The sequence below is a fragment of the Acetobacter fabarum genome (assembly GCF_022483405.1).
GTDB lineage: Bacteria > Pseudomonadota > Alphaproteobacteria > Acetobacterales > Acetobacteraceae > Acetobacter > Acetobacter fabarum.
Genome location: NZ_JAKVNI010000001.1, coordinates 2,424,481 through 2,449,507 on the forward strand (window position 1 = coordinate 2,424,481; position 25,027 = coordinate 2,449,507).

22 protein-coding genes are annotated in these 25,027 nt (G+C 60.3%); 10 read left to right on the top strand and 12 right to left on the bottom strand.

Features of this window, described 5'->3' with window-relative positions:
* Positions 1–58: 58 nt before the first annotated feature.
* From pstS to rpmI, 5 genes are all read right to left on the bottom strand, one after another.
* On the bottom strand, positions 59–1,096 hold the full coding sequence (gene pstS / locus LKE65_RS11325; protein ID WP_253527344.1) for a phosphate ABC transporter substrate-binding protein PstS: 1,038 nt from the start codon (positions 1,094–1,096) through the stop codon (positions 59–61).
* A 28-nt stretch (positions 1,097–1,124) separates the two neighbouring features.
* The gene (gene pheT / locus LKE65_RS11330) at positions 1,125–3,584 is read right to left on the bottom strand and encodes a phenylalanine--tRNA ligase subunit beta (protein ID WP_278741407.1); all 2,460 of its coding nucleotides are present in this window, start codon (positions 3,582–3,584) and stop codon (positions 1,125–1,127) included.
* Positions 3,585–3,588: 4 nt separating this feature from the next.
* The gene (gene pheS / locus LKE65_RS11335) at positions 3,589–4,659 is read right to left on the bottom strand and encodes a phenylalanine--tRNA ligase subunit alpha (protein WP_086647200.1); all 1,071 of its coding nucleotides are present in this window, start codon (positions 4,657–4,659) and stop codon (positions 3,589–3,591) included.
* 154 nt (positions 4,660–4,813) lie between these two features.
* On the bottom strand, positions 4,814–5,173 hold the full coding sequence (rplT, locus tag LKE65_RS11340) for a 50S ribosomal protein L20 (protein ID WP_025824929.1): 360 nt from the start codon (positions 5,171–5,173) through the stop codon (positions 4,814–4,816).
* Positions 5,174–5,187: 14 nt separating this feature from the next.
* The gene (rpmI, locus tag LKE65_RS11345) at positions 5,188–5,388 is read right to left on the bottom strand and encodes a 50S ribosomal protein L35 (RefSeq protein WP_048853984.1); all 201 of its coding nucleotides are present in this window, start codon (positions 5,386–5,388) and stop codon (positions 5,188–5,190) included.
* 546 nt (positions 5,389–5,934) lie between these two features.
* On the opposite strand from rpmI, the gene LKE65_RS11350 reads away from it, so the two are divergent.
* The 3 genes from LKE65_RS11350 to LKE65_RS11360 are packed head-to-tail and all read left to right on the top strand — an operon-like array spanning position 5,935 to position 10,083.
* Complete coding sequence (locus LKE65_RS11350) at positions 5,935–7,263, top strand: c-type cytochrome (RefSeq protein ID WP_095348937.1); 1,329 nt, start codon at positions 5,935–5,937, stop codon at positions 7,261–7,263.
* A gap of 20 nt (positions 7,264–7,283) precedes the next feature.
* Positions 7,284–7,760 (top strand): (2Fe-2S)-binding protein, encoded by a 477-nt coding sequence (locus tag LKE65_RS11355; protein WP_278741408.1) that lies wholly within the window; start codon positions 7,284–7,286, stop codon positions 7,758–7,760.
* Positions 7,753–10,083: a xanthine dehydrogenase family protein molybdopterin-binding subunit gene (locus tag LKE65_RS11360; protein WP_165925004.1), complete on the top strand. Its 2,331-nt coding sequence runs from the start codon at positions 7,753–7,755 to the stop codon at positions 10,081–10,083. Before LKE65_RS11355 ends, LKE65_RS11360 begins: the two co-directional genes overlap by 8 nt.
* Positions 10,084–10,226: 143 nt before the next feature.
* On the opposite strand, the gene LKE65_RS11365 is transcribed toward LKE65_RS11360, so the two are convergent.
* Genes LKE65_RS11365 through LKE65_RS11385 form a run of 5 tightly spaced genes read right to left on the bottom strand, consistent with a single transcriptional unit; the run spans position 10,227 to position 16,399 of the window.
* Positions 10,227–10,667, bottom strand: coding sequence for a SufE family protein (locus LKE65_RS11365; RefSeq protein WP_095348939.1), 441 nt, complete (start codon positions 10,665–10,667; stop codon positions 10,227–10,229).
* On the bottom strand, positions 10,667–11,980 hold the full coding sequence (gene hslU, locus LKE65_RS11370) for an ATP-dependent protease ATPase subunit HslU (protein WP_086647196.1): 1,314 nt from the start codon (positions 11,978–11,980) through the stop codon (positions 10,667–10,669). Before hslU ends, LKE65_RS11365 begins: the two co-directional genes overlap by 1 nt.
* Positions 11,980–12,579, bottom strand: a complete 600-nt coding sequence (hslV, locus tag LKE65_RS11375) for an ATP-dependent protease subunit HslV (protein WP_086647195.1) — start codon at positions 12,577–12,579, stop codon at positions 11,980–11,982. Before hslV ends, hslU begins: the two co-directional genes overlap by 1 nt.
* A 45-nt stretch (positions 12,580–12,624) precedes the next feature.
* On the bottom strand, positions 12,625–14,619 hold the full coding sequence (locus tag LKE65_RS11380; RefSeq protein ID WP_086647194.1) for a response regulator: 1,995 nt from the start codon (positions 14,617–14,619) through the stop codon (positions 12,625–12,627).
* Positions 14,603–16,399: an ATP-binding protein gene (locus LKE65_RS11385; protein WP_278741410.1), complete on the bottom strand. Its 1,797-nt coding sequence runs from the start codon at positions 16,397–16,399 to the stop codon at positions 14,603–14,605. Before LKE65_RS11385 ends, LKE65_RS11380 begins: the two co-directional genes overlap by 17 nt.
* Positions 16,400–16,656: 257 nt before the next feature.
* On the opposite strand from LKE65_RS11385, the gene LKE65_RS11390 reads away from it, so the two are divergent.
* Positions 16,657–17,070, top strand: a complete 414-nt coding sequence (locus LKE65_RS11390) for a hypothetical protein (RefSeq protein WP_278741411.1) — start codon at positions 16,657–16,659, stop codon at positions 17,068–17,070.
* Positions 17,071–17,126: 56 nt separating this feature from the next.
* Here the strand turns inward: LKE65_RS11390 and LKE65_RS11395 are convergent, their stop codons facing one another.
* Positions 17,127–18,185, bottom strand: a complete 1,059-nt coding sequence (locus tag LKE65_RS11395) for a zinc-ribbon domain-containing protein (RefSeq protein WP_278741412.1) — start codon at positions 18,183–18,185, stop codon at positions 17,127–17,129.
* Between the two features lie 266 nt (positions 18,186–18,451).
* Between LKE65_RS11395 and LKE65_RS11400 the strand changes: the two genes are divergently transcribed.
* Genes LKE65_RS11400 through LKE65_RS11410 form a run of 3 tightly spaced genes read left to right on the top strand, consistent with a single transcriptional unit; the run spans position 18,452 to position 20,684 of the window.
* Positions 18,452–19,132 (top strand): cell division ATP-binding protein FtsE, encoded by a 681-nt coding sequence (locus tag LKE65_RS11400; RefSeq protein ID WP_278741413.1) that lies wholly within the window; start codon positions 18,452–18,454, stop codon positions 19,130–19,132.
* Positions 19,129–20,076 (top strand): cell division protein FtsX, encoded by a 948-nt coding sequence (locus tag LKE65_RS11405; protein ID WP_165925010.1) that lies wholly within the window; start codon positions 19,129–19,131, stop codon positions 20,074–20,076. Before LKE65_RS11400 ends, LKE65_RS11405 begins: the two co-directional genes overlap by 4 nt.
* The gene (locus LKE65_RS11410) at positions 20,076–20,684 is read left to right on the top strand and encodes a YdcF family protein (protein WP_086647190.1); all 609 of its coding nucleotides are present in this window, start codon (positions 20,076–20,078) and stop codon (positions 20,682–20,684) included. Before LKE65_RS11405 ends, LKE65_RS11410 begins: the two co-directional genes overlap by 1 nt.
* Positions 20,685–20,702: 18 nt before the next feature.
* Here the strand turns inward: LKE65_RS11410 and fghA are convergent, their stop codons facing one another.
* On the bottom strand, positions 20,703–21,563 hold the full coding sequence (gene fghA, locus LKE65_RS11415; RefSeq protein ID WP_278741414.1) for an S-formylglutathione hydrolase: 861 nt from the start codon (positions 21,561–21,563) through the stop codon (positions 20,703–20,705).
* Between the two features lie 156 nt (positions 21,564–21,719).
* Between fghA and LKE65_RS11420 the strand changes: the two genes are divergently transcribed.
* The 3 genes from LKE65_RS11420 (at position 21,720) to LKE65_RS11430 (ending at position 24,990) form a co-directional block, all read left to right on the top strand.
* A complete protein-coding gene (locus LKE65_RS11420; RefSeq protein ID WP_086647189.1) occupies positions 21,720–22,595 on the top strand; it encodes a bestrophin family protein in 876 nt (291 codons plus the stop codon).
* A gap of 66 nt (positions 22,596–22,661) precedes the next feature.
* Positions 22,662–23,252: a CarD family transcriptional regulator gene (locus tag LKE65_RS11425; RefSeq protein ID WP_086647188.1), complete on the top strand. Its 591-nt coding sequence runs from the start codon at positions 22,662–22,664 to the stop codon at positions 23,250–23,252.
* A gap of 139 nt (positions 23,253–23,391) precedes the next feature.
* Complete coding sequence (locus tag LKE65_RS11430) at positions 23,392–24,990, top strand: tetratricopeptide repeat protein (RefSeq protein ID WP_278741415.1); 1,599 nt, start codon at positions 23,392–23,394, stop codon at positions 24,988–24,990.
* Positions 24,991–25,027 lie beyond the last annotated feature (37 nt).

Below are 25,027 nucleotides of genomic sequence, written 5' to 3' on the forward strand. Positions count from 1 at the left end.
CTGTGGATGAAATATAGGACAAGTCTGGAATGAGCGCGGGATAACCCCCGCATATGGCTCACTCCCCGCCAAGCCGCCGCAGAACACGGGCACGGATCTGCTCAGGCAGCGGCACGTAATCAAGCTGCCCGGTCACGGCCTCCCCACCAACCAGCCCCCAGCGGAAAAAGCGCCGTACGGCCTGCCCCTGATTATCGGCGGTGGCCGTGGCCGGGAACAGTACATAGGTGGTGGTAATAATGGGCCAGCTTTGCGCCCCTTCCACATCACTCAGGGCTGCGGTCAGGTCGGCCTCATCCCATTGTGCGGACTGGGCTGCTTGCGCAAAGCTTGTGGCGGATGGGCTTACAAAAAAACCATCATGGTTCTGCATCTGCACAAGAGCCAGATGGTTGCGTGCGGCATAGGCATATTCAAGGTAGCCTATGCTGCCCGCCGTATTCTGCACATACGCGGCAATGCCGTCATTACCACGCGCGCCAGCACCCACCGGCCATGCCACAGATGTGCCCTTGCCCACGCCGTTTTTCCACTCGGGGGATACATGGGCCAGATAATCTGTAAAAACATAGGTCGTGCCCGAGCCATCCGCCCGGTGCAAAGGGGCAATAACCTGATCTGGCAGCTTAACTCCGGGGTTAAGGGCGGCAATCCGGGCATCGTTCCACTGGGTTATGGTGCCTGCGTAAATGGCAGCCAGCACAGGCCCGCTCAGGCGCAGGGCACCATCAGCCACACCGGGAACATTGGCCGTTACCACCACACCGCCAATAGCTGTGGGCACCTGCACCAGCCCGCCAGCCACCAGACGCGCATGACCCATTGGGGCATCGGATGCCCCAAAATCCACCGTACCGGCCAGAATCTGGTTCTGCCCGGCCCCCGAACCTATGGTCTGGTAGTTCACCCGCACGTCCACGCCAGAAGGAGCCGCCGCGGACCATGCCTGATACAGCGGCGCGGCAAAGCTGGAGCCTGCCCCTGTAATTTCGTCCGCCCGTGCGGCATACGGCAGGGCAAACCCACCGCACAGCAGCACAGCGGCAAAACCAGCCTTAACCCAACGGTTTACATGGGCGGGGGAATAACATGCCATGACCTGCTCCTTCTACCGCAGCCTGCCCTTAGCGCAGGACAGCCCCGGTTGCTTTGCTGACAGCAGCCACAATACGCTCGGATACAGCTTCGAGTTCGGCATCTGTCAGGCTTTTCTCGGTAGGCTGGAGTGTTACCTCCACCCCGACCGAGCGTGTGCCTTCCGCCACATGCGGCCCTGTATAAATGTCAAACAAGCTGACATCGGCCACAAGCTGGCGGTCCGCACCACGTACCGCACGCAACACGCTTTCCACTGGAATATCCTGCGCAAGCACAAACGCAAAGTCACGCCGCACCGGCTGGAAGGCGGATAGAACAGGCGCGCTTTTCTTCTTCTTTTTGGGCTGAGGCACGCCTTCGACAAACACTTCGAAGGCCACAACCGGCACATCAATCCCCGCAGCCTGAAGCACGGAAGGATGCAACTCACCAAAATACGCCAGAACGTTTTTGGGTCCCTGCCGCAGCACACCCGAACGGCCGGGATGGTACCATGCCGGGGCGTCCGCTGTGGTGGTTATGGCATCGGGGTTAACCCCAAACTGCCGCAACACCTCCAGCGCATCCGCCTTGGCGGCCCAGAGCGACACCGCATGCCCGGGCACACCGGGGTAACGTTGCGTGGAACCCGAGCGCACACCCGCTGCCAGCGTCTGCTGTGCGGACTGGGCAAAGGCCGGCCCAATCTCAAACAGTCCAATATCCCCCCACCCGCGCACGCTGTTGTGCCGGATGGCCGCCACCAGATTAACCAGCGGGGTCGGGCGCATCTGGTCCAGATCAGAAGCAATGGGGTTTAGCAGGCGCAAGCTTTCCGGTGCGCCGCCAAAATGCATGGCCTCCTCGTGCGAGACAAAGGAGAAGCCCACAGTCTCAGTCAGGCCACGGGCGGCCAGAACGCGGCGTGCCAGCGCAAAACGGGCCTGTGCGGGAGTAAGCGATGCACCGGGCACCACGCTGATGGGGGGCAGCGGCACAGCGGGAACAGCGTCCAGCCCTTTAAGGCGCAGAACCTCTTCCACCAGATCGCTCTCAGCTTCAATGCCTGCAACGCCCTGTGCTGCAAGGGCTGCCACATCGGCGGGCAGGTCCTTGCCCTGCGACAGAACAGGGGCCTGCGCCACGTCATTCCGCCAGGAAGGTACGCCCAGTTCCACCTGCTCGGCGGTCCGCCCGCGCACTTCAAAGCCCAGCTTTTCCAGCAGGCTGACGCTCTCATCAGCCGGCACGTCCAGCCCGCCAAGGTCGCGCACCCGGTCAAAGCGCAGCGTTGCCGTGCGCTGCCATGCAGGCTGCTCCCCGGCGGAGACAACCTCACTGGCTTCCCCTCCACACAGGTCAATAATCATGCGGGTGGCCGCTTCCAGAGCGGCTATGGGGAGCGCCTGATCCACACCGCGCTCAAAGCGGTAGCTCGAATCAGACGACAGGCCGAGCCTGCGGCTGCTCAGGGCCACACGCACGGGGTCAAACAGGGCACATTCCACAAACACATCCGTTGTGGCTTCAGTAGCGCCTGTGGCTTCCCCGCCCATAATCCCGGCAAGGGACTGCACGCCGTTCTGGTCCGCAATAACGCAGTCTTCCGCCGTTACGGTGCAATCCTGCCCGTCCAGCGTGCGGAAGGTTTCCCCCGCGCCACGGCACAGGGTCAGCCTGCCACCGGCAATTGTGTTCGCATCGAACACATGCAGCGGGCGCCCAAGGTCGAAACAGAAGTAATTGGTAATATCCACCAGTGCGGAAATGGGGCGCAGGCCAATGCTTTCCAGCCGGTTACGCAGCCATTCCGGGCTTGGCCCGTTCTTGACCCCACGGATGGTCCGCCCCAGCACCCACGGGCAGGCCTCGGGGTAGGTAATGGCCCATTCCACGGGGGAGGCAAACGTACCTTCCACCGTTTCGGCCAGCCACGGGCGCAGCGTGCCAAGCCCGGCAGCAGCCAGATCGCGCGCAATGCCACGCACACCCAGTGCATCGCCCCGGTTGGGGGTTATGGCAATGTCGATCACCACATCATCCAGCCCGGCAAAATCGGGGTAGGACTGGCCGGGCAGCGTGTCGGCTGGCAGTTCGGCAATGCCGCTGGTTTCTTCCCCCAGCCCCAGTTCACGCAGGGAGCAGAGCATGCCGCCGCTGAGTTCGCCCCGCACCTTGCCTGCTTTGATGGTAATATCCAGCCCCGGCACGTAAGCGCCCGGCGGTGCAAAGATAACCGCCAGGTCCTTGCGGGCATTGGGGGCACCACACACCACCTGCACATCCGAAAAGCCGGGACCGGCATCCACCCGGCAAACCTGCAGGCGGTCAGCATTGGGGTGGGGCTGGGCGTCCAGAATACGCGCGGTCAGGAACGGTTCGAGAGCGGCGCCCTTGTTCTCGACACTTTCCACCTCCAGGCCAATCTGGTTGAGCATGGCGCATATTTCGGCCAGCGTTGCCTGTGTTTCCAGGTGCTCATACAGCCATGACAGCGTGAATTTCATACTCTCACACCCCTTCGTGCAGCAGTGCGGGTGCGAGCGGGTCTGCCCCGTAATGTCGCAGCCAGCGGATATCGCTTTCATAGAACGAGCGCAGGTCGGGGATGCCGTTCTTCAGCATCGCCAGGCGCTCGACCCCCATACCAAAGGCAAAACCCTGCCATACACGCGGGTCCAGCCCACAATTGGCCAGAACACGGGCATGGACCATGCCTGCGCCCAGCACTTCCAGCCAGTCCTCCCCGGCCCCGATTTCACCCGTTTTGCGCGACCAGCCAATATCCACTTCCAAAGACGGCTCGGTAAACGGGAAGTAGGATGAGCGGAAACGCACTGGCAGGGACGGCTTGCCAAAAAATGCACGCAAAAACTCGATCAGGCAGCCCTTGAGGTGCCCAAGAGTAATGCCCTGCCCCACAACCAGACCTTCGCACTGATGGAACATGGGGGAATGCGTTGCATCGTGGTCAGCGCGGTAGGTCCGGCCGGGCGCAATAATGCGGATAGGCGGCTTTTGCCCCAGCATGGTGCGGATCTGCACGCCCGAGGTCTGGGTCCGCAGGACGCGGGTTACATCCAGCCCCGGCGCAGGCGGGAGGTAAAACGTGTCGTGGTCAGTCCGGGCGGGGTGATGGTCGGGCGTGTTCAGGGCCGAAAAGTTGTGCCAGTCAGTCTCGATATCCGGCCCTTCAGCAACCTGGAAACCCATGACACCAAAAATGGCCGTCATTTCCTCGATCGTGCGGCTGATCGGGTGGATGTAGCCTGCGGCCTCTGCCGGCGGGGGTACGGTTACGTCCAGTTTTTCGGCAATCAGGCGGGCCTGCAGGGCAGCGGCTTCCAGCTCCTTGCCGCGGGCTTCTACCGCCTGGGTCAGTTCATCACGCAGGCGGTTCAGGGCAACACCCCGCGCCTTGCGCTCATCGGGCTGCATTTTCCCCAACGCCTTGAGCAAACCGGTCAGGCGGCCGGATTTACCCAGAGTGCCAACGCGCACGGCATCCCATGCCCGCAGGTCTGTGGCACCAGCCAGTTCGGACAGGACATCCTGCCGAAGAGTTTCTAGATCGTCGCTCATGGAACCCCGCGCTGAGGAAAAAATACTACCCGGCGGATACAATCTCCCGCCCCGGGAGAAAAGCCCTTAGGCCCAAAAACCATCCGCCAAAAAGCAAAAAGGCCGCCCGGTAAGGGACGGCCTTCTTGTATACCGGATCTGTCAGAACCGGCAATCAGGCTGCCAGAGCGGCCTGTGCCTTCTTGACGATTTCGGCAAAGGTTGCTGCGTCATCAAATGCGATGGCGGCCAGAACCTTGCGGTCAATCTCGATCCCTGCCTTGGCCAGACCGTTAATGAAACGGCTGTAGGTCAGGCCGTGTTCACGCACAGCGGCGTTAATACGCTGGATCCACAGAGCGCGGAATTCACGCTTCTTGTTGCGGCGGTCGCGATATGCGTACTGGAGCGCCTTTTCAACGCGTTCCAGAGCAATGCGGTAGTTGGTGGAAGACCGGCCCCGGTAACCCTTGGACAGTTCCAGAACTTTTTTGTGGCGAGCGAGTGTGGTTACACCGCGTTTAACACGTGCCATATCTTAGATGCTCCTTACAGCCCGTAGGGGGCCCACTGCTTAACCGTACGGCCGTCCTGCGGCTGAAGAACCTGCGTGCCGCGAGCGGAGCGCTTCATCTTCTGGGTACGCTTGATCATGCCGTGACGCTTACCGCACGGGCCGGAGAGCACCTTGCCGGTCGCGGTGATCTTGAACCGCTTCTTGACCGACGATTTGGTCTTCATTTTGGGCATTTCATTACTCCTGAAATACGCTGGACATAACCGCCCTACCCCCGAAGGAATAAAGTGGCTTCTGCACGGCCGGGCATGCCCCACAGGCCCGGACGCGTGCGCGAATGCGCTTCCTTAAAAGAAAGGGGGGCAGCTTTCAAGCCTTTGCTTGCAACAAATCTGCTCCACAAGGGGCAATCGATTCTTCGACCGGTCGGATTCTGTGCAACGCAAAGCGCCTGTTCCGCATACATATATAAGGTAGGCCCCTCTGTTTGCCCGAGCAAAATGCATGCCGCACATGCAAATTTTCACCTGTCTATATTTTACAGAATATAGATAATAACCAAAAAAGGCCGATTTTTGTAATATTCTTGCGATATAGATAAATCATATACACTTTGTCGTGTAATAACGCGGCTTCTATGCGTTTATCTGTGACAGAAATCCAGATAAGATTGATCTCAATCAACGACAGACCGCAGATGCTGTTCCTCTGGCTGTGTTGGGCAGACTTGATCCATCTGCCCGTCAGACGGGACGTTTACACATAAGGTGGGGATTAGAGTGATCAAACGTCTTTTAGCAGGAGCAGCCGCCATTGGTGCCGTGGGTGGCCTGGGTTTTCTTTATTACGCCTGGTACCCCCCCATAGAACCCGTGGAACCCCCTGACCGCAGCAGTTTTTCTGCCGAGCAGATCGAACGTGGCCGTATTGTTGCCGCCGAAGGATACTGCGCAGAGTGCCATACCCGCACAGACATGGGCGGTGGGCCGGAACTGGCTGGCGATTACAAGATGGAGACCCCTTTTGGTGCCATCTATTCTTCCAATATTACACCAGACCCCGAAACCGGCATAGGCAACTGGTCGGAAGAAGCCTTCCAGCGCACCATGCACCTTGGGGTTTCCCGCAAGGGGGTCCACCTTATTCCGGCCTTCCCGTTTGATCATTTTACCAAAATGACCGAGCAGGATGTCTCCGATCTTTATGCTTATCTGATGACACGCCCTGCCGTGCACATGACGCACCGCACCAACGAGCTGCCCTTCCCGCTCAGCCTGCGTATTCTGCAGGCCGGCTGGAAGCTGCTGTACTTCACCCCCGGCGTGTACAAACCCGATCCGCGGCATGATGCCTTGTGGAACCGTGGGGCTTACCTGTCTGAAGGTAACGCCCATTGCGGCGCATGCCATACCCCGCGTGACTTCATGGGGGCGGAAAAAAAGAGCGCTCCTTACGATGGCGCAGTGGTGGACAACTGGATTGCCCCCCCACTGAACGAGCATAACCCAACCCCCACCACGTGGACGGAAGACGAGCTGTTCCAGTACCTGCGTTATGGGGTGGCACCGCTCCATGGGCCTGCTGGTGGCCCCATGTCCCCCGTGCCGCACCGCTTCCTCTCCACCGTACCGGAAGAAGATGTACACGCCATCGCGCATTATTTTGCCGATGTGGACCATGCCGCCGAGCGTGAAAAGCACGACAAGGCCGCCCTTGCCCGCGCCATGGAACAGTCCAAGATCGACCTGATCGGCCCGACCGTGGACCCCGACGCCAAGCTTTATCAGGGGGCCTGTGCGGCCTGCCATTACAATGCAGCCCCTTCCCCCGTACTGGGCCGCCCCGATCTGGCGCTGAACAACGCGCTTTGGCTGGATGAACCCACCAACCTCTATCAGGTCATCCTGCATGGGCTGACAGCGGAAGAAGGCCAGTCCGGCGTAGCCATGCCCAGCTTCTACAATGCCCTGTCCGATCAGGATATGGCGCGGATTGCCGCTTACCTGCGCCGCACCCGCACCACCCTGCCACCATGGACGGACCTGGAAAAGAAAGCAGCCGCAGTGCGCAAGACCATTACCACCATTCCTGTCAATTCATCGCACTAAGACGGACCACGGAGCACGAGATGGTAAAATTCAAACTCAATGGCCGTGACGTTTCTGTCGATGTGCCGGACGACACCCCCCTGCTGTGGGCGCTGCGTGATGATCTGGACCTGACAGGCACAAAGTTTGGCTGTGGCGTAGGCCAGTGTGGTGCCTGCACCGTTCTGGTTGGTGGCCGGGCAACCCGTTCCTGCATTACTCCGCTCAGTTCGCTGGAAGGGGCTGATATTACCACCATTGAAGGGCTGGACCCCAATGGCAAACATGCCGTGCAGGAAGCCTGGAAGGACATTCAGGTTCCGCAGTGCGGGTACTGCCAGTCTGGTCAGATCATGCAGGCCGTTAGCCTGTTAAAGGACTACCCGGACCCCACGGATGAGGAAATTGATGGTGTTATGGGCGGCAGCCTGTGCCGCTGCATGACCTATGTCCGTATTCGCAAAGCCATTAAAAAAGCAGCTGCCGCCCTGCGCAAGGAGGAGGCATCCAATGGGTAAGCTCGAACGTATTGCCGCACAGCAGGACCGGGCTGCGGGCCGTGGGCCTTCGCGCCGCAGTTTTCTGCTCACCGCAGCAGGCTCTGCCTTTCTGTTCGGGTTTGCCCGTCAGGGCAAGGCAGCGCAGGTTTACCCGCAGGGCGCACCGGAAGCCCTGAAGGAAGCCGCCGCCTTTGAACCCACGATCTGGTGCTCCATTGCCCCCGATGGCTGGGTGAATGTGAACATCATCCGTGCGGAAATGGGCCAGCATATTGGCACGGCCCTTGCCCGCATTATTGCGGATGAAATGGAAGCCGACTGGAACAAGGTCCGCATTACCTATGTGGATACAGACCCCAAATGGGGCCTTATGGTAACAGGTGGCTCCTGGTCCGTGTGGATGACGTGGGACCAGTTCCGTCAGGCCGGGGCTGCTGCGCGCACGGTCATGGTGGAACAGGGTGCTAAACTGCTGGGGGTTTCCCCCGCTGCCTGTATTGCCCGCAACGGGCAGGTTATTGCTGGCGGCCGGTCGATCAGCTACGGCGATATTGTCAGCCGTGCGCACCCGACCAAAACCTACACGCCAGAAGAAATGGCCAAGCTGCCGCTCAAGCCTGCATCCGAGCACCGGCTGATTGGCAAGGATGTCAAGGCGCTGGATATTCCATCCAAAACCAACGGCACCGCCATTTACGGCATAGACGCCAAGCTTGAGGGCATGGTGTACGCCCGCCCCAAACTGCCGCCCACGCGCTATGGCTCCAAAGTTGTCTCGGTGGATGACAGCGAGGCCAAAAAGGTCAAGGGGTACATCCGCTACATTGTGCTCGAAGACCCGTCCGATACCGTACCGGGCTGGGTTGCGGTTCTGGCCTCCTCCTACCCTGCGGCCATCCGCGCAACGGATGCGCTCAAGGTTGTCTGGACCCCGGGCAAGACCGCCAACGTAACCGAGCAGGACATTCTGGACTACGGCCGCAAGCAGATTGCAAACAAAGCCGGTGGTTCGTGCGTGTTCAACGACCCCGGCGTGGACGAAACATTCGCCAAGGCCACCAAGGTGGTGGAGCAGACCTATACCTGCTCCTCCGTACTGCATTACCAGCTTGAACCCATGAACGCGCTGGCCCGCCAGCACGAAGGCAAGTGGGAAGTGCATTGCGGCAACCAGTGGCAGACCCTGTTCCTGCCCGTTATTGCCAAGGCGCTCCAGGTGCCTGAATCCGAAGTGGTCATGCGCAGCTACCTGCTGGGTGGGGGCTTTGGCCGCCGCCTGAACGGGGACTACGCAGTGCCTGCGGCCCTTATTTCCAAGGCCATCGGGGGCAAGCCGGTCAAGCTGATCTTTACCCGCTCGGATGACGTGCTGTTTGACTCCATCCGTTCCCCCTCCGTGCAGACGGTCCGTGCGGCACTGGGGCAGGACGGCGCAATTACTGCGTGGCAGCACCATGCCTCCGCTGGCTGGCCAACCCGTGTTATGGCCAGCGCGTTCATGGAAAAAGGCGCGGACGGCAAACCCTATGACCAGTTTGCCATTGCAGGTGCCGACCACTGGTACGATGTCGGCCCCATGCTGGTGCGCGCGCTGGACAATGAACTGGCAAGCGAAACCTTCCGCCCCGGCTGGCTCCGTTCGGTCAGTTCCGGCTGGACCCCATGGGCGCATGAGAGCTTTTTGGACGAAATTGCCTATGCCCGTAAGCTGGACCCGGTGGACTACCGCCTGAGCCTGCTGGACAGCAAAGGCCGCAATGCAGGCAGCGCCCCCAACTCCGTGGGTGGGGCTAGCCGTCAGGCCAATGTGCTCAGGCATCTGGTGGAAAAATGTGGCTATGGCAAGGTTTCCCTGCCTGCGGATACAGCCATTGGCATTGCCACCACCTTTGGGCAGGAACGCGCCATGCCAACATGGACGGCTGGTGCCGTGCAGGTGCATGTTGACCGCAAGACAGGCGTTGTAACCTGCCAGAAAATCTGGCTGGTGCTGGATGCTGGCACAATTATCGACCCCGACGGGGCCGCTGCCCAGACCGAGGGCGGTGCCCTGTGGGGGCTGAGCATGGCCCTGTTTGAAGGAACGGAAATTGTGGACGGCAACGTGCGCGACCGTAACCTGAACACCTACACCCCCCTGCGCATTGCGGATGTGCCGGAAATGGATGTTGAGTTCCTGCCCAGCACGGAAAAACCCATGGGTCTGGGTGAGCCGGGCGTTACAACCATTGCACCTGCCGTGGGCAACGCCATTTTCAACGCAGTAGGTGTGCGCCTGCGCCACCTGCCCATCCGCCCGGCGGATGTGCTGAAAGCGCTGAAGGAAAAAGGGAACGCCTGAAGGCACCGGGCTTTCCACACTAAAAAAAGCCGGCCCTCCACATGGGGGCCGGCTTTTTTGTGCCTGAGCACCTGCATTCCATTCCCCCTTACCAAACCTGCCTGTAACAGACAGGTTCAGGGGGCACAGACAACCGGGCCTGATCAGGCAGATACGGCAGCAGCCGAGCGCATGGCGCGGGCCATGGCTTCAACCCCGTTACCGCGATTGGTGGACAAAGCCTGTACCAACCCCAGATCACGCAGGAAGCCGGGGTCCGTTGCCTGAATTTCCTCCCGCGTGCGACCAGAATACACACGCAGCAGAAGTGCCACCAACCCGCTGACAATGGCGGCATCGGACAGGCCCGCAAAGTAGAGCCTGCCATCAGCTTCCTTCGCCTCCAGCCAGACCTGGCTCTGGCAACCGGGCACACGGTGCGCATCATTGCACCATTCTGGTGGGAATGGTGGCAGCTTGCGCCCCATTTCTATGATGTACTGGTAGCGTTCCATCCAGTCATCAAACACGTCCAGTTCGTCGCCAATGGCTTCGATGGCTTCTGCCGCAGTGTCTTCCTGCGGGGTTACAAAAGGTGCTTCCATTACAAAATAAACCTGCTCAGATCGCCCTTGCGGGCCAGTGGGGCCACCTTGTCCCGCACCATGGCGCCATCCACAACAACATTTTCGCCCCCACGCTCGGGTGCGGTGAAGGAAATATCTTCCAGCAGTTTTTCCAGCACTGTTGCAAGCCTGCGCGCGCCTATATTTTCCACCCGTTCGTTAATGTCCGCAGCCAGTTCGGCCAGCGCATCCACGGCATCATCGGCAAAGGTCAGGTTTACACCTTCGGTTTTCATCAAGGCGGTATACTGTTTGAGCAGGGAGTGTTCCGGGTCGGTAAGAATACGCCGCAGATCATCGCGTGAGAGGGGTTGCAATTCCACACGAATAGGCAGACGCCCCTGCAATTCCGGCAGCAGGTCGGACGGTTTGGCCAGATGGAACGCACCAGAAGCAATAAACAGAATATGGTCGGTTTTGACCGGCCCGTGCTTGGTGGAAACGGTCGTGCCTTCAATAAGGGGCAGAAGGTCGCGTTGCACCCCCTCGCGCGAGACATCGCCCCCCTTTACTCCGCTCTCGGATGAACGGGCACAGACCTTGTCGATCTCATCCAGAAAGACAATGCCGTTGTTTTGCACATGAGCTACGGCCTCACGCGTTAGGCTCTCGCTATCCAGCAGACGCTCGACTTCCTCCCGCTGCAACTGTTTGCGGGCATCGGAAATCCGGAGTTTTTTCTGCTTGGGGGCGCGGTTCATAAACCCTTTCATCATATCGCCAATGTTGATCACGCTCCCCGGCATCATGCCCGGCATATCTGCCGGGCCTGTGGGGGCGGGATCGGTTATGGCGATGTCAATTTCCTTATCCTCAAGCTGACCGCTGCGCAGCATGGTGCGGAACTTGCTTTTGGTATCGGCCGAGGAGCCCTCACCTGCCAGTACGTTGACAATCCGCTCATCCGCCGCCTGAGCTGCCTGCTCTTCCACATCCTTGCGGCGCATGTCCTTGAGCATGACAATGGCAGCATCCACCAGATCGCGCACAATGCTATCCACGTCCCGGCCAACATAACCGACCTCGGTAAACTTTGTGGCTTCCACTTTAAGGAAGGGGGCCTGCGCCAGTTTGGCCAGCCTGCGGGCAATTTCGGTTTTGCCGCAGCCGGTCGGGCCGATCATGAGGATGTTCTTGGGAACGACCTCCTCCCGCATGGCTTCTGGCAGTTGCGCCCTGCGCCAGCGGTTGCGCATGGCAATGGCAACCGCACGTTTGGCATCGCCCTGCCCTACAATGTAGCGGTCAAGCTCGGCAACAATATCACGCGGGGAAAGATGGGGGGCTTGCATCAGGCTTTGTCTCCCGCCGTTTTGGCATCCAGCGTTTCTATCCGCACGGAGTGGTTGGTATAGACGCAGATATCGCCTGCAATCTTCATGGCGCGGGTTACAATTTCCTCCGCCCCCAGACCTTCTACCGTCAACAGTGCCCGCGCTGCCGAAAGGGCGTAGTTCCCGCCCGAACCAATGGCAATAATACCGTCCTCGGGTTCAAGCACATCGCCATTGCCGGTCAGGGTAAAGGAGTGTTCGGCATCGGCCACGGCCATCATGGCCTCCAGCCTGCGCAGGTAGCGGTCCGTGCGCCAGTCCTTTGCCAGTTCCACACAGGCGCGCTCCAGCTGGTTTGGGTAGCGCTCCAGCTTGGCTTCCAGCCGCTCCAGCAGGGTAAAGGCATCTGCCGTAGCACCGGCAAACCCCGCCAGAATGGTGCCGGAAGGGCCAATGCGCCGGACCTTGCGGGCGTTGCCCTTGATCACGGTGCTGCCCAGTGTCACCTGGCCATCCCCCGCCATGGCAACCTGCGCGCCACGGCGCACACAAAGAATGGTGGTCCCGTGCCAGCCGACGGGATCATGCGAAGACGAAGCAGAATGAAAACTATCCATAACACCAAGAAATAGGCGTTCTGGCGCAGGACACAAGGGGGTGGGCTATGCTGCCAGCATAGCCCTTACATCTCCCAGTAACGCATCACGCGTGTAGGGCTTGTGCAAAACGGCAACCCCTTCTGGCAGCACGCCAAAATCCGCATAGCCGGTAACAAACAGAACCGGCAGGTCTGCACGCACATCGTGGATGCGTCGTGCGGCCTCGCCCCCGTTCATGCCCGGCATCATCACATCCATGACCACAAGGGCAATGCCGGGGGTGGACTGCACTTTTTCCACGGCTTCGGCGCCACTTGCCGCCTCCATGACCTCATACCCGGCACGGCGCAGAAAGCCGCTGGTTACCGCGCGCACACCCGGTTCGTCATCCACGACCAGAATGGTGCTGCCTGCCCCGTTTTCTGGCAGAACACGCGCTATGGTCTGCACCGTGTTGGCTGGCACGGCGGGAATGGCGGCGGCCATTTCCTGATCCATGGCGGGGAACCATAGCTCAACGGACGTCCCTCCACCGGGGGCACTATCCACCCGCACTTCTCCCCCGCAATGGCTGATAAAGCCATAGATCATGGACAGGCCAAGCCCCATGCCCTGCCCTGTTCCCTTGGTGGTAAAGAACGGGTCAAAAATACGGGCGCGTATGTCCTCCGTCATGCCAATGCCGCGGTCGGTCACCTGCACGACCACCCATGCACCGGCATGCTCACGCCCCACATGCCGCCCCAGCAGGCGCGCAACCTGACGGACAGAAACGCAGGTTTCGCCCCCTTCCGACTGGGCATCCAGCGCATTGACACACAGGCTGAAGACCGCCAGTTCAAGCTGCACGGCATCTGTCCAGACCGGAGGCAGCGGCTCTTGAGGGATATTGAAGCGCACGCTGCTAAAGCGGCTCATGCCCTCCAGACGGGATGCATCCAGCGCGCCACGGATTTCCTCGGGTACTTTGCCCTGCTTCATGAAGGTCTGGAGGTTTTCCAGCACATCATGCATATCCACCCGCTGGCAGACCAGATGCCTCGGGCGGCTGAAGTCCAGCAGCTTGCGGGTGAGCACCGCGCCACGTCGGGCGGCTTCCATGGCGTTCTCATACAGCCGGACGACCGAGGCCTCCTTTGGAGGCTCAAGGTCCTGCACCAGTTCCAGAGAACCCTGAATAGCCGTGAGCAGGTTATTGAAGTCATGCGCAATGCCACCGGCCAATGTGCCAATGGCCTGCATTTTTTGCGCCTGCCGCAGCCGCTGCTCCAGACTTAAAAGCTCGCTCACATCCCGGTCGATCAGGATGGAATAATCCGAGAGCATGGAGGACTGTACAGGAGTGTTGCGCAGGCTATCCAGCCTGACGCGCGTCAGGTCATGCCAGCGGGCCGGGCCATCCTGTGCCGGAAGCTGGAGCACCTGCTGGTCGCGCCCGGTCTGGGCAAGCTGGCCCTGTGCTTCCTTCAGGCTTTCCAGCCGTGGGCCATCCACCAGATCCTCTTCGCGCTGGCCAATGCACTGCGCAACCGTGTGGCCCAGCTGGCTTGCCATCTGCTGGTTAAGCCGCACAAAGCAGCCCGCCTGATCCTTGACTGCAAGACCAAAGGGCAGGTTATCCAGCAGCCCGCGCAGAAGCAGGCGTTCGCACTCCAGCTCTTTTTCCAGAAAATACCGCGCAGCCGCCTGCCCGACCATGGACAGCAGGGTTTCATCATCCCACGGCTTGTACGCAAAAAAGGAAATCTGGCCCCGGTTAAGGGCTGCTTCCACGGCGGAAATATCCGCATACCCCGTGAGTAGGATTGCCCCCGCCGCAGACAGGTCACGCGCATGGGCCAAAAAGACATCGCCCGTCATGCCCGGCATGCGCTGGTCGGAAACAATAACAGCAACACCGGGGTTACTGCGCAGGCGCTCAAGCCCTTCCTCCCCCGAGGAAGCGGTCAGGACCGTGTAGGCACTTTCCAGCAGGTCGGACAGTGCGACCAGAATTTCCGGCTCGTCATCCACAACGAGCACAAAAGGGCGCTGTGTTGGTTCATATAACGTGCTCACCGCGCCTCTCCTCTCCTGATTTATAGGGCACACGAATGGTAAAGCAGGCACCACCCAAGGCTCCCGAGTTTGTTATAACAATACTCCCGCCATGGGCCTGCACAACCCCATATGCCGTTGCCAGACCTAGCCCGGTCCCCGAGCCTACAGGTTTTGTTGTAAAAAACGGTTCAAAAACGCGTTCCTGCAATTCCTGCGGCACCCCCGGCCCTGTATCCGATATCTGCAACACGTAGTTTTCGGCCCCTTCGGCCTCTGCCTTTTCCAAAAAAGAGGCGATCAAAATCTGGTCCTTGCCTCTGGCCGGTGCAGAACCACCCTGTTTGCGGGCTGTTTCGCGCTGTTCCAGAATGGCGTCAGCTGCGTTGCTGACAATGTTCATGACCACCTGATTAACCAGTGCTGCCTGACAGACCAGTTCCGGCGGTGCTTTCAGGCGGCACTCTACCGCTATTTCCTGCCCAAGTTTGGGGGCCAGAAGTGTCAGCACCATGGCAATGGCCTCGGGCACGTCCAGACGGCGGAACTCGCCCTCCTCCAGACGGGAAAAACGCCGCAGGCTGGCCACCAGCTCACGCAGCCTTGATAACCCGACAAGGGAGGAGGCCAGACGCTCGGCCCCTTTGGTCAGGGCGGCTTCGGCCACGCCAATATCGTTCTGCCTTACTGCCTGCAAAGCCTGCGCCATACTGCGCTTGACCGTGTTTTCATGCGCCAGAACAAAGGCCAGCGGGTTATTGAACTCATGCGCAATACCTGCGGCAAGCTCCCCCAGAGACGCCATTTTGGCCGACTGCACCAGTTTAACCTGTGCATCAATCAACTTACGGTTAGCCGCTGCCAGATCCGCATTAACACGGCGTAGGGCATCGGCCAGTGCCATACGGGCGCGGGCACTTTCTATATGCGCTTCCTCACGCCGGGCTTCATCCTGCAAGGTTTTGCGGCGCACAAGGCTGCTTATGCGGGCAACCAGCAGTGCGGGGGCTATGTCCGAGTCCGTCAGGTCATCCACACCGGCGTTAAACGCCAGCCGTATTTTTTCGGCCGTGAGCTGGCCATGTTCGACCACCCCCAGCACTCGCGTACACTGGCGGCTCCTGCGCCGGAAGGCAGCAACTGTCTGTGCCAGAGCAAGGCCGTTAAAGGCCGGGCAGCTCAGATCCACCACAATGCAGTCGGGCTGGATACGCCCGGCACTGACATTGGAGAGTTCAAGCCTGTCGGGGTCTTCCACCAGTGTTGCGTCCTCGCCATTCTGGCGGAGCATCTGGACAAGGCGCGGCGTTTTGCCAACACTCGCCCCATCGGGCCATGCCCATAAAACGCCCCCCGGTGCGGTCACAACAGAAACACGCGGCTGACGGAACACAGCCCCTTCACGCTCGGCGGTTTCATCCCCGAACTCGCGCAGAAGTGCGCATATGCGAAAAATCAGAAAAACCGGGTCATCCGTCGCACAAAAGCAGGCATCTGCCCCACGTTCCAGAATTTCCCGCTCCTGCTCGGCATCATGCTCATCTACAAGCACAACCACGGGTATGCCCCGCGTGGCCGATGTCAGCCGCAAGCGCTGGCATAGCTGGGCGGCAGACATATCGGGCAGGTGGTCCTGCACCACCAGAAGGCTTGGGAGTTCGGTATCAAACCCGGCAAAAACCGCGCGGCCATCTGCGGCTACGCGCACACCCAGGCCACGTTTGTCCAGCTCGGCCACAAGCTGTTGTTCGCACGTTGCATTCACACCCGCGAACAGGATGGAGCAGGAAAGAAAATCCATAAATTCCGCCTATAGCTGGACGCCTAGGCCCATCCTTTTTGCGCTTAAATCCGATTTTAAACCCATACCAAACAAAAACATCCGCCGTCTGCTCGCGAATGCGTTACCTCTCCTGCTGCCTGCATCTGCCCCGCTGCAAGCATGGTGGCAAGACACACACAAGAACGGTATAAAGGCAGCTCTTTACTTGAGCAGCCTGCCCCACTGGCAGATTGACCGACATTTCCGCCTCGGATTACCTGAAGGAACACAGGTTCATGGACACGCGCACACCTATACCCGCTTCCCAGCAACCTCTTGCCATGTCCTCCCGCCAGAACACTTCGGCCTCTGCCGGGCTGCGGGTGCTGCGTACGGCCATTGGAGCCACCTGTTATTTTGTTTTCTATTTTGTGCAGCAGATGGCTGAACTGTTTGCCCCTCTCCTGCTCATTGCAGGGGCCGCATGGGCGGCACTGCCAGCACTGGTCAAAACCCTGACCCGCACCACCGCATCAGCCGACCCGCAGGCGCATGACGCCATTGCCAGCGTTGCCAACGCCATTCCCGAACAGATTGTGCTTGCCGGGCACGAACTGACCGCCAGCGGGCTGATCTGCGATGGTCTGGGGCTTATGGCCGTGGCCGCGGCAGGTGCCACGCTGGCCATGCTGGTCGGCCGCAAGCTTTAAGCGCCCACCCACACGCTTCCACCTGCCCCGCACGGCCTGCGGGGCATCAAACGGTGTTAGCCCGGCTGGTGGAGCCGGGCCGCGGCAGGCCATGCGTCCACAATGGCCGCCCACCAGTGCCACGCCCCCAGCACAACCAGTGCAGCCAGCACAAAACTCGCAATCCAGGCCCTGCGCCAGAACAACTCGCTTTGCAGCAGGGCACGTATATCCGTACCGGCAACCCGTTTGGATACGCCGGCAACCGCTTCGCGCACCATCTGCAAGGCCGAGCCTGTGCCCAGCTTATAAGCCGGGCGTGCAATATGGGCCGCGAGTGGTGCGCTCTCTTTTTTGCCTGTTTCCGCACGCAGCGGCAGCCTGCCCGGCGTTTGCACTGTGCGTGACGGTGTAGGGGCTGCTGGTGCTGCACTCTCGGCCACAGGAACCTCTGGCACAGGCGTTGCGGGTGCGGGAGGCGCAACCGGCGGTGCAGCGGGGGGCACTGGAGCGGGAGCCGGAACCTCTGGCTCTAGCTCCCGCTCTGGCTCTGGCTCTGGCTCTGGCTCTGGCTCTGGCTCTGGCTCTGGCTCTGGCTCTGGCTCTGGCTCTGGCTCTGGCTGGATTTCGGCCTGAACGGGGGAGGATGCAAGGGGCACATCCCCTTGTGGCGCAGATGGTGCGGGAACAATCGGGGGGGCGCTGGCGTTATCCTCCTCCCCGGCTGCTTCGTCCTCCAAGGGAGCAGGTGCAGGAGCGGGGGTAACAGGCTCCTGCGGTTCAACCTGCGCACTTTTGGCTTCTGCCTGAGGGGCGGCAAAGGGAGCCACAACCGGCTCTACCTTGTTATCCGCCGGCTCTGGGGTGTGTTCTGGTGTACCCGGATCACTTTGGGCTGGCAGTGATGGAGCCTGCGGTTCTGCCGGAGTGTTCTCAACAGGTGCAGCTGTTACTGCGGGAGGGGCGTCGGGTGCTGCTGCGGGGGCTATTGTGCCTGCTGGGCCATATTCGGGTGCATCAGGCGGGGTCAGCCGCCATTTAACGCCGCAAGCCGAACATTTGAGCGTATGCCTTTTAGCCAGAAGAGCTTCGGGAACCTGATATGCCGCACCGCAGGAAGGACAGACAATCTTCATGAACACTCTCTTAGCAGGGCCTCTCCCTGTTGCCCCGGTCTGGCTGGAACGGCAGGCTAGGCATCAGGGCGAAAGACAAACGTAACCCCCCTTCCTATCACAGGAAAAGGCAATCCGTGCCAGCCCCCGATCCTAAAGGCACGGAGCGCCTTTTTCAATTCAGCACTGAATGGTGCTTCTCAATCGACAGTGCACGGAACAATCCGCTACAGTTGGGGGATGACTAAGCTGCCTTATCTTTGTGCTTTTTGCCCGGAAAGCGGTAAATGATTCGTCTGGACAATGTATCCTGGCGCCGGGGCAAAAAGGATAGCGGGCCTGTTCTGGCCCATTTATCCTTTGCGGTGCCGCAGGGCGGATTCCGCTGGCTGCTTGGGCCTTCCGGGGCGGGCAAGAGCAGCCTGCTCAGCCTGTTGCATCTTGAAAACCTGCCCACCGACGGGCAGATGACCATTCTGGGTAAAACCGTTGCACAGGACGAAAAGCGTGCAGCTCTTGTGCGCCTGCGCCACAGAATCGGCATGGTGCATCAGGACTATCAGCTCATGCCCGATCTGTCCGTGGCCGATAACGTGGCCCTGCCCCTGCGCCTGCAAAACCGCCCCGAGGACGAAATTCAGGACGAGGTTCACGCCATTCTCAAATGGGTGGGGCTGGGCGAGCGCCTGGATGTTCCCGCCACCCGGCTTTCAGGCGGGGAGCAGCAGCGCACCGCCATTGCGCGCGCCATTATCCACCGACCGGGTCTTATTCTGGCAGACGAACCGACAAATGCACTGGAGGAAAGTCAGGCCTGCCGCCTGCTTGATATGTTTGCCGAACTCAGCGCCATGGGCACCACGGTTATTGTGGCGACCCACAACGAATCTCTGGTGCGCAGGCTTGAACGGCCTTTTCTGTTCCTTGAACGTGGGCGGCTGGTGGATGAGGGAGATACACAGGTATGACGCGGCCTTTTTCCGGCCGTAAGGATGGCCTCTCCCTCTCCGAAGCCCTGCCGGATCGCAGCCTGTTCGCGCTGGTGGCCATGATGGGCTTTCTGGCCGCACTCACTCTGGCCGGGGCCAGTGGTGCGCGGGCACTTTCCGCCCGCTGGTCTGGGGGAGCTGCCCAGTTGCTCACCATTCAGGTGCCAGATGCAAATGCCCCACTGCCCGCACAAGGTGGTGGCAGCGCCACCACAACCCGTGTGCAGGCCGTTCTGGCAGACCTTGCCAGCCTGCCAGACGGCACGGAAGTACACCAGTTGACCCCACCCGAACTGGCCCGCCTGCTGGAACCGTGGCTGGGGGAAACAGATAGCTCTGCCCTGCCGCTGCCTGCAATTATCCGCGTTAAACTTCCACCGGACGCCAGTGTACCTGCCACACTGGAGCAGGCACTGGGCACCCATGTTCCCGGCACCATTATGGAGCATAACGCCCGCTGGGGCGAACGCCTGCGGGCACTGGCCAACAGCCTGCTGGCCTGCGCGGGGCTGGCCCTGCTGAGTGTGGGCGGCATTGCCACCATGATAACAGGCCTTGCCACACGCACCGGCCTTGCCACACGCAAGGATATTATTAAAACCCTGCACGGGCTTGGGGCGTCGGACAGTTATATTGCCGGTCGCTTTGCATGGCGGACCGCAACCCTTGGCTTTGGTGGTGGACTAAGCGGCACCCTTATGGCCTGCCTGCCGCTGTTGCTGCTCCTGCAGATGGCAGCCCCTTTTGCCAGTGCGCCGCTCACCACGCCCGACCGGCTGCTGCCCCAGAACTGGCAGGCACTGGCAAACACCATACCGTCAGACATGCTGTGCGCACTGGCACTTCTGCCTTTTGCCGCGGCATTTATCTGCTGGTTTACAACTCAGGTCATGGTACGCCTGTGGCTGCTCCGCCTCCCATAATGCGCAACGCCACACCCCTGCCCCGCCTGAGCCGGCGGTTCCTGCCTCTGGTGCAAAAAACCTGCCTGCTGGCCGCCGGGTTCTGGCTGGCCGGGTTTGTCTGGTTTGTCCATGATGCGCGCCAGCCCCCGGCCTCCACCATGCATGCCGATGGTATTGTGGCCCTGACCGGGGGCACAGGGCGGGTGGAAACATCCCTCCGCCTGCTGGCCAGCAACCCCGATGCTCGCCTGCTTATTTCCGGCGTGGACCTTCAGACATCGGTGCGCGCATTACTGCCAGCCTCCACCCCGCCAGACATGGCCGCCCGCATTACACTGGGCTATCAGGCACGCTCGACCATTGGCAACGCAACCGAAACTGCCGCGTGGGTTGCGGACCACCATATCAACAGCCTGATTATTGTTACCGCAGGCTACCATATGCGCCGCGCCATGCTCGAACTCGGGCGCACATTGCCCGATGTTGCCTTAACACCTTACCCGGTCATGCCCCCTGCCATGGACCACCCGTGGCGGCTGTCCACCCTGCGGCTGATGGGCATGGAATACATGAAGTGGCTGGGCGCACTGGCGGGCATGAAGCACAACCCCTCACTTCAGGTTTAAAGGGGCAGAGCCGGGAGCTTATGCTCCCAGCAACCCCGCATGATGGCGCAGGTGGTCGGCCACAAAGCTCTGCACAAACCAGTAGGAATGGTCATACCCTTCATGCTCGCGGCAGATCAGGGCCTGCCCGGCCTTTTCTGCTGCGGTTACTAGGTGCCACGGCTGGAGTTCGCGTTGCAGGAACTGGTCGGCCAGCCCTGTATCCACCAGAATGGGAGCGGGATGGGTATAGCCATCCTCCAGCAGGCACACGGCATCATGCGCGCGCCATGCCGCGTGGTCTGGCCCCAGATAAGTGGAGAGCGCCTTTTTACCCCATGGCACAACAGAAGGGTGCACAACCGGCGCAAAGGCGGAAATGGACTTCCAGAACAGGGGGGCCTGCAAACCATGCACCAGTGCACCATGCCCACCCATGGAATGCCCCATGATCCCCCGCCTTGCACCATCCAGTGGCAGGGCGGCTTCCACCAGCAAAGGCAGTTCCTGTGCTATGTAACTGCCCATACGGTAATGCTGCGCCCATGGCTGCCGGGTTGCATCCAGGTAAAAGCCCGCACCTGTTCCCAGATCCCAGTCCGTGTTCTCACCTTCAATACCTGCACCACGGGGGGAGGTATCTGGCGTAACCAGAGCCACGCCCAGCCGGGCGGCTTCGGCCAGTGCGGTTGCCTTGATCAGAAAAGTCTCCTGTGTGCAGGTCAGCCCGGCCAGAGCATACACAACCGGCACTTTGCCACCCTGTTCTGCCGCTGGTGGCAAAAACACGCCAAAACGCGCGGGCAACCCCAGCACGTTGGAGGCATGTTCGTAAAACATCACGCGCCCACCATGCGCCCGGTGTTCTTCCAGCAGTGTCAGCCCTGTTGTTTCCGTCATCCCAACGACCCTTTTCATCTGGTCAGCCATACGTGCTCATGCTTACCATTACCCAGCATGCACAAACCATAATCGCACTGGCAACCCTGCGATGTATTGTGTGTTAAAATGGCACCGGGCATTCCGCCCAGTGACACAGAGACCGGAGATTTTTGAATGATCGTTGACCAGAAGGTCGGCTTACGCATTATCACGCGGGAAATCCTTATGGTCATCCTGCTTATGGCTGCGTGGGATCTGGTTGTTGTCATTCTTTTTCAGATTTTCCATCAGGAATGGATGGAACAGCCCAGCCTGCCCGTCTCCCTTATTGGTTCGGCACTGGCGCTGTTCATGGGCTTTCGCTCCAACAGTGCGTATGCGCGGTGGTGGGAGGGGCGCACATTATGGGGCGCCATTACCAATAACTGCCGCTCCTTTGGCCGGCAGGCCGGCACATTGCTAGGCGACCGGCATGACCTGATGTACGCCATTGCCGCCTACCCCCACGCCCTGCGCATGGCGCTTGGCCCGGTTGATGCCAGCGCGGATGTGGAGCGCCTGCTGCCCCCCCACATGCTCAAAGCCATTGAGCCATACCGCAACAAACCCAACGCCATTCTCTACCAGATTGGTCTGGGCGTGACAGAGGAAGTCACCCGCAAGGGCATAGATGGCGCCGTTCATGGCCAGATTGACCGCATCCTGTCCGACATTGCCAACGCACAGGGCGGGCTGGAGCGTATTCGCAACACCCCCCTGCCCATGCAGTTTTCCGCCCTGCCGCGCGCGCTGGTCAATATTTTCTGTATTGTTCTGCCCCTTTCCATGGTGCAGACGCTGGAATGGATTACCCCCCTTGGGTCCTCGCTTGTGGGGTGCCTGTTCCTTATTCTGGACAAGAGTGCAGACGACCTGCAAAATCCTTTTTCGGGCACTCCGCACGCGCTGCCCATGGCAACCATGGCCCGTAATATTGAAATTGATGTGGTCCAGCCCACGGGTGACCAGACCGCACCACCCCTGCAGACACAAAACGGCGTCCAGCAATAAGAGCATTGCCGCCCCTATTCTTTATATTGCAGACAAACAGCGCATTTTATGCTACAGGTCTTGACCATGAACACGTTTAGAACACCTCCAAAAGGCGGCGTGACAGATGCAATGGCACGCACCGCTGCCGCCACCACTGCGGCCCAGGCCAAAACCAAGGTGAAAGACGAAGACCCTTTTCAGGAAGGGGATTCCATTGTCTATGCCGCTCACGGCGTCGGGCGTGTAGACCGGATCGGGATTGACGAAATTGCCGGGACAAAGCTGGAAGTGATCCAGATTTCCTTCCCCGGCAACCAGATGACCTTGCGTATCCCGCTTTCCAAGGCCCGCAAGTCTGGCCTGCGCAAGATTGTCTCGCGCGAGATTGTGGACAAAGCCATGTCCATCATCAAAGGCAAGCCGCATGTCAGCAAAGGCATGTGGGCCCGTCGGGCTGTTGCGTATCAGGAAAAAATCAACTCCGGTGATCTGGTACAGATTGCCGAAGTTCTGCGTGACCTGCGCCGCAACGTGGATAGTCTGGATGGCAGCTTTAGCGAACGCAAACTGTTCGAAGCCGCACAGGAGCGTTTTGTGGCGGAAGTTGCCGTGCTGGAAAAGAAAGAACCCAACGCGGTTCTGGAAGAGCTGACCGCGGTCATGAAAGCCGCCTGAGCTTTTTGGCCAAAGCGCGTTTTTCTTCTGGTCCAGTTTACCCTGACCCGGCATGGCACACAGCCCTGCCGGGTTTTTTATACCCCGCCAGAAACCGTGTGTTTTTACCGCCCGCCCCATAACCATGCGGAACACAACCATGCGCCCGCCCTCCACAACACCCGGCACGGAACTTACAACACTGCGCCACGCCATGCAGGCCATTCAGGCAGGCCAGTTCAGCCAGTCCCGTGCCCTGCTGGCCCCCCTTGTGGCGCAACAGAACGAACAGGCCCTGATCCTGCACGCCTTCTGCCTGTGTGGGGAGGGAGACAGCCACGCAGCCGCCCAGATTCTGGCGGACATTGGCTTGCGCAACCCCAGCAGCCAGCACCCCTTACAGGACCTGAGCGAGATCATGGCTGCTCTGGACCAGCGCCCTGCCGCTATTGCCGTATGCCGCGCGGCAACCCGGCTTGCCCCGGCAGACACACGCATACACACGGCTCTGGGCGATCTGCTGGTCCAGACAGGCCAGTTCGAAGCCGCCATAACCACGCTAACAGAAGCAACTTCCAAGCACCCGCAGGACATGCTTGCCCATAACCTGCTCTCCATGGCGTATACCGAAAGCGGGGCGCTGGACACTGCCCTGCAATGCCTCATGGCATGCCTGCCCCATACCCCCAAAGATGTACCCACTCTGGCCAATATTGCCTCCGTTCTGGCGGCACAGGGGCAGATAGAGCAGTCTTTTGGCTATTTTGCCCAAGCACTGGCCCTGCGCCCGCAGGATGCCCGGATCAGGGTTAACCACTCCGTTGCCTTGCTCAAGGCTGGCCAGTACGCTCAGGGCTGGCGCGAGCATGAATGGCGCTTCCAGCTCCCCGGGCACACCAGCCTGCCCATGGAACGCCTTTTGCCAACCCTTGGCCCCAACACCGACCTGAGCGGCCAGCGTATCCTGATCACGCACGAGGAAGGGCTGGGGGATACGCTCATGTTTGCGCGCTATGTTCGCCCACTGGCCGAACGTGGCGCCATAACCCACCTGTGGGTGCCAGAAGCACTGGCGGACCTGTGCCGCAACATGCCGGGGGTACACACGGTGCAGGTTGGCGGCACCACCCCGGCCTATGACTGGCATTGCCCCTTTATCAGCCTGCCGCGGGTTTTTGCCGCAACATCGCAGCCATGGGGTGCCCCCGTGCCGTATATCCGGGCCAACAGCCACAAGGTTGCTGCACTGGCCCCGCTTTTGCCCATGAATGGTAAACTGAATGTAGGGCTGGTCTGGGGAGGTGCGCCACGCCCGACCTCCCACTTTGCCCATATGATCGACCGCAGACGCTCCATGAGCCTGCACACCCTTGCTCCATTAGGGGCCATACCGGGCATTAATCTGATCAGCCTGCAAAAAGGCCCTTACGCTGAACAGATGATGGACCCACCAGAAGGTATGATGCTCTACGACCCGACGGACAGCCTGCACACTCTGGATGACACGGCAGCCCTGATCATGGGGCTGGACGTGGTGGTAACGGTCGATACCTCGGTTGTTCATCTGGCCGGGGCGCTGGGCAAACCCGTCCTGCTGATGGACCGTTACGATAACTGCTGGCGCTGGCTGCATGGGCGGGAGGATACCCCATGGTACCCAACCCTACGCATTATCCGCCAGACCACACCCCGCCAGTGGGATGATGTTATGGTACGCGTCGCGCAGGCGCTGGCAGACATGGCCGCACAGCGGCGTTGAGCCATCCAACAAAAAAGGCGGCCCGCACATATGCCGG

Coding starts and splice junctions, on each gene's coding strand:
- rplT (WP_025824929.1), bottom strand. CDS start 5,173: ATGGCACGTGTTAAACGCGGTGTAACCACACTCGCTCGCCACAAAAAA.
- hslU (WP_086647196.1), bottom strand. CDS start 11,980: ATGCAAGCCCCCCATCTTTCCCCGCGTGATATTGTTGCCGAGCTTGAC.
- LKE65_RS11385 (WP_278741410.1), bottom strand. CDS start 16,399: ATGGATTTTCTTTCCTGCTCCATCCTGTTCGCGGGTGTGAATGCAACG.
- LKE65_RS11425 (WP_086647188.1), top strand. CDS start 22,662: ATGAACACGTTTAGAACACCTCCAAAAGGCGGCGTGACAGATGCAATG.
- LKE65_RS11430 (WP_278741415.1), top strand. CDS start 23,392: ATGCGCCCGCCCTCCACAACACCCGGCACGGAACTTACAACACTGCGC.
- LKE65_RS11400 (WP_278741413.1), top strand. CDS start 18,452: ATGATTCGTCTGGACAATGTATCCTGGCGCCGGGGCAAAAAGGATAGC.
- pstS (WP_253527344.1), bottom strand. CDS start 1,096: ATGGCATGTTATTCCCCCGCCCATGTAAACCGTTGGGTTAAGGCTGGT.
- rpmI (WP_048853984.1), bottom strand. CDS start 5,388: ATGCCCAAAATGAAGACCAAATCGTCGGTCAAGAAGCGGTTCAAGATC.
- LKE65_RS11410 (WP_086647190.1), top strand. CDS start 20,076: ATGCGCAACGCCACACCCCTGCCCCGCCTGAGCCGGCGGTTCCTGCCT.
- LKE65_RS11355 (WP_278741408.1), top strand. CDS start 7,284: ATGGTAAAATTCAAACTCAATGGCCGTGACGTTTCTGTCGATGTGCCG.
- LKE65_RS11420 (WP_086647189.1), top strand. CDS start 21,720: ATGATCGTTGACCAGAAGGTCGGCTTACGCATTATCACGCGGGAAATC.
- pheS (WP_086647200.1), bottom strand. CDS start 4,659: ATGAGCGACGATCTAGAAACTCTTCGGCAGGATGTCCTGTCCGAACTG.
- hslV (WP_086647195.1), bottom strand. CDS start 12,579: ATGGATAGTTTTCATTCTGCTTCGTCTTCGCATGATCCCGTCGGCTGG.
- LKE65_RS11360 (WP_165925004.1), top strand. CDS start 7,753: ATGGGTAAGCTCGAACGTATTGCCGCACAGCAGGACCGGGCTGCGGGC.
- pheT (WP_278741407.1), bottom strand. CDS start 3,584: ATGAAATTCACGCTGTCATGGCTGTATGAGCACCTGGAAACACAGGCA.
- LKE65_RS11365 (WP_095348939.1), bottom strand. CDS start 10,667: ATGGAAGCACCTTTTGTAACCCCGCAGGAAGACACTGCGGCAGAAGCC.
- LKE65_RS11395 (WP_278741412.1), bottom strand. CDS start 18,185: ATGAAGATTGTCTGTCCTTCCTGCGGTGCGGCATATCAGGTTCCCGAA.
- LKE65_RS11405 (WP_165925010.1), top strand. CDS start 19,129: ATGACGCGGCCTTTTTCCGGCCGTAAGGATGGCCTCTCCCTCTCCGAA.
- LKE65_RS11390 (WP_278741411.1), top strand. CDS start 16,657: ATGGACACGCGCACACCTATACCCGCTTCCCAGCAACCTCTTGCCATG.
- fghA (WP_278741414.1), bottom strand. CDS start 21,563: ATGACGGAAACAACAGGGCTGACACTGCTGGAAGAACACCGGGCGCAT.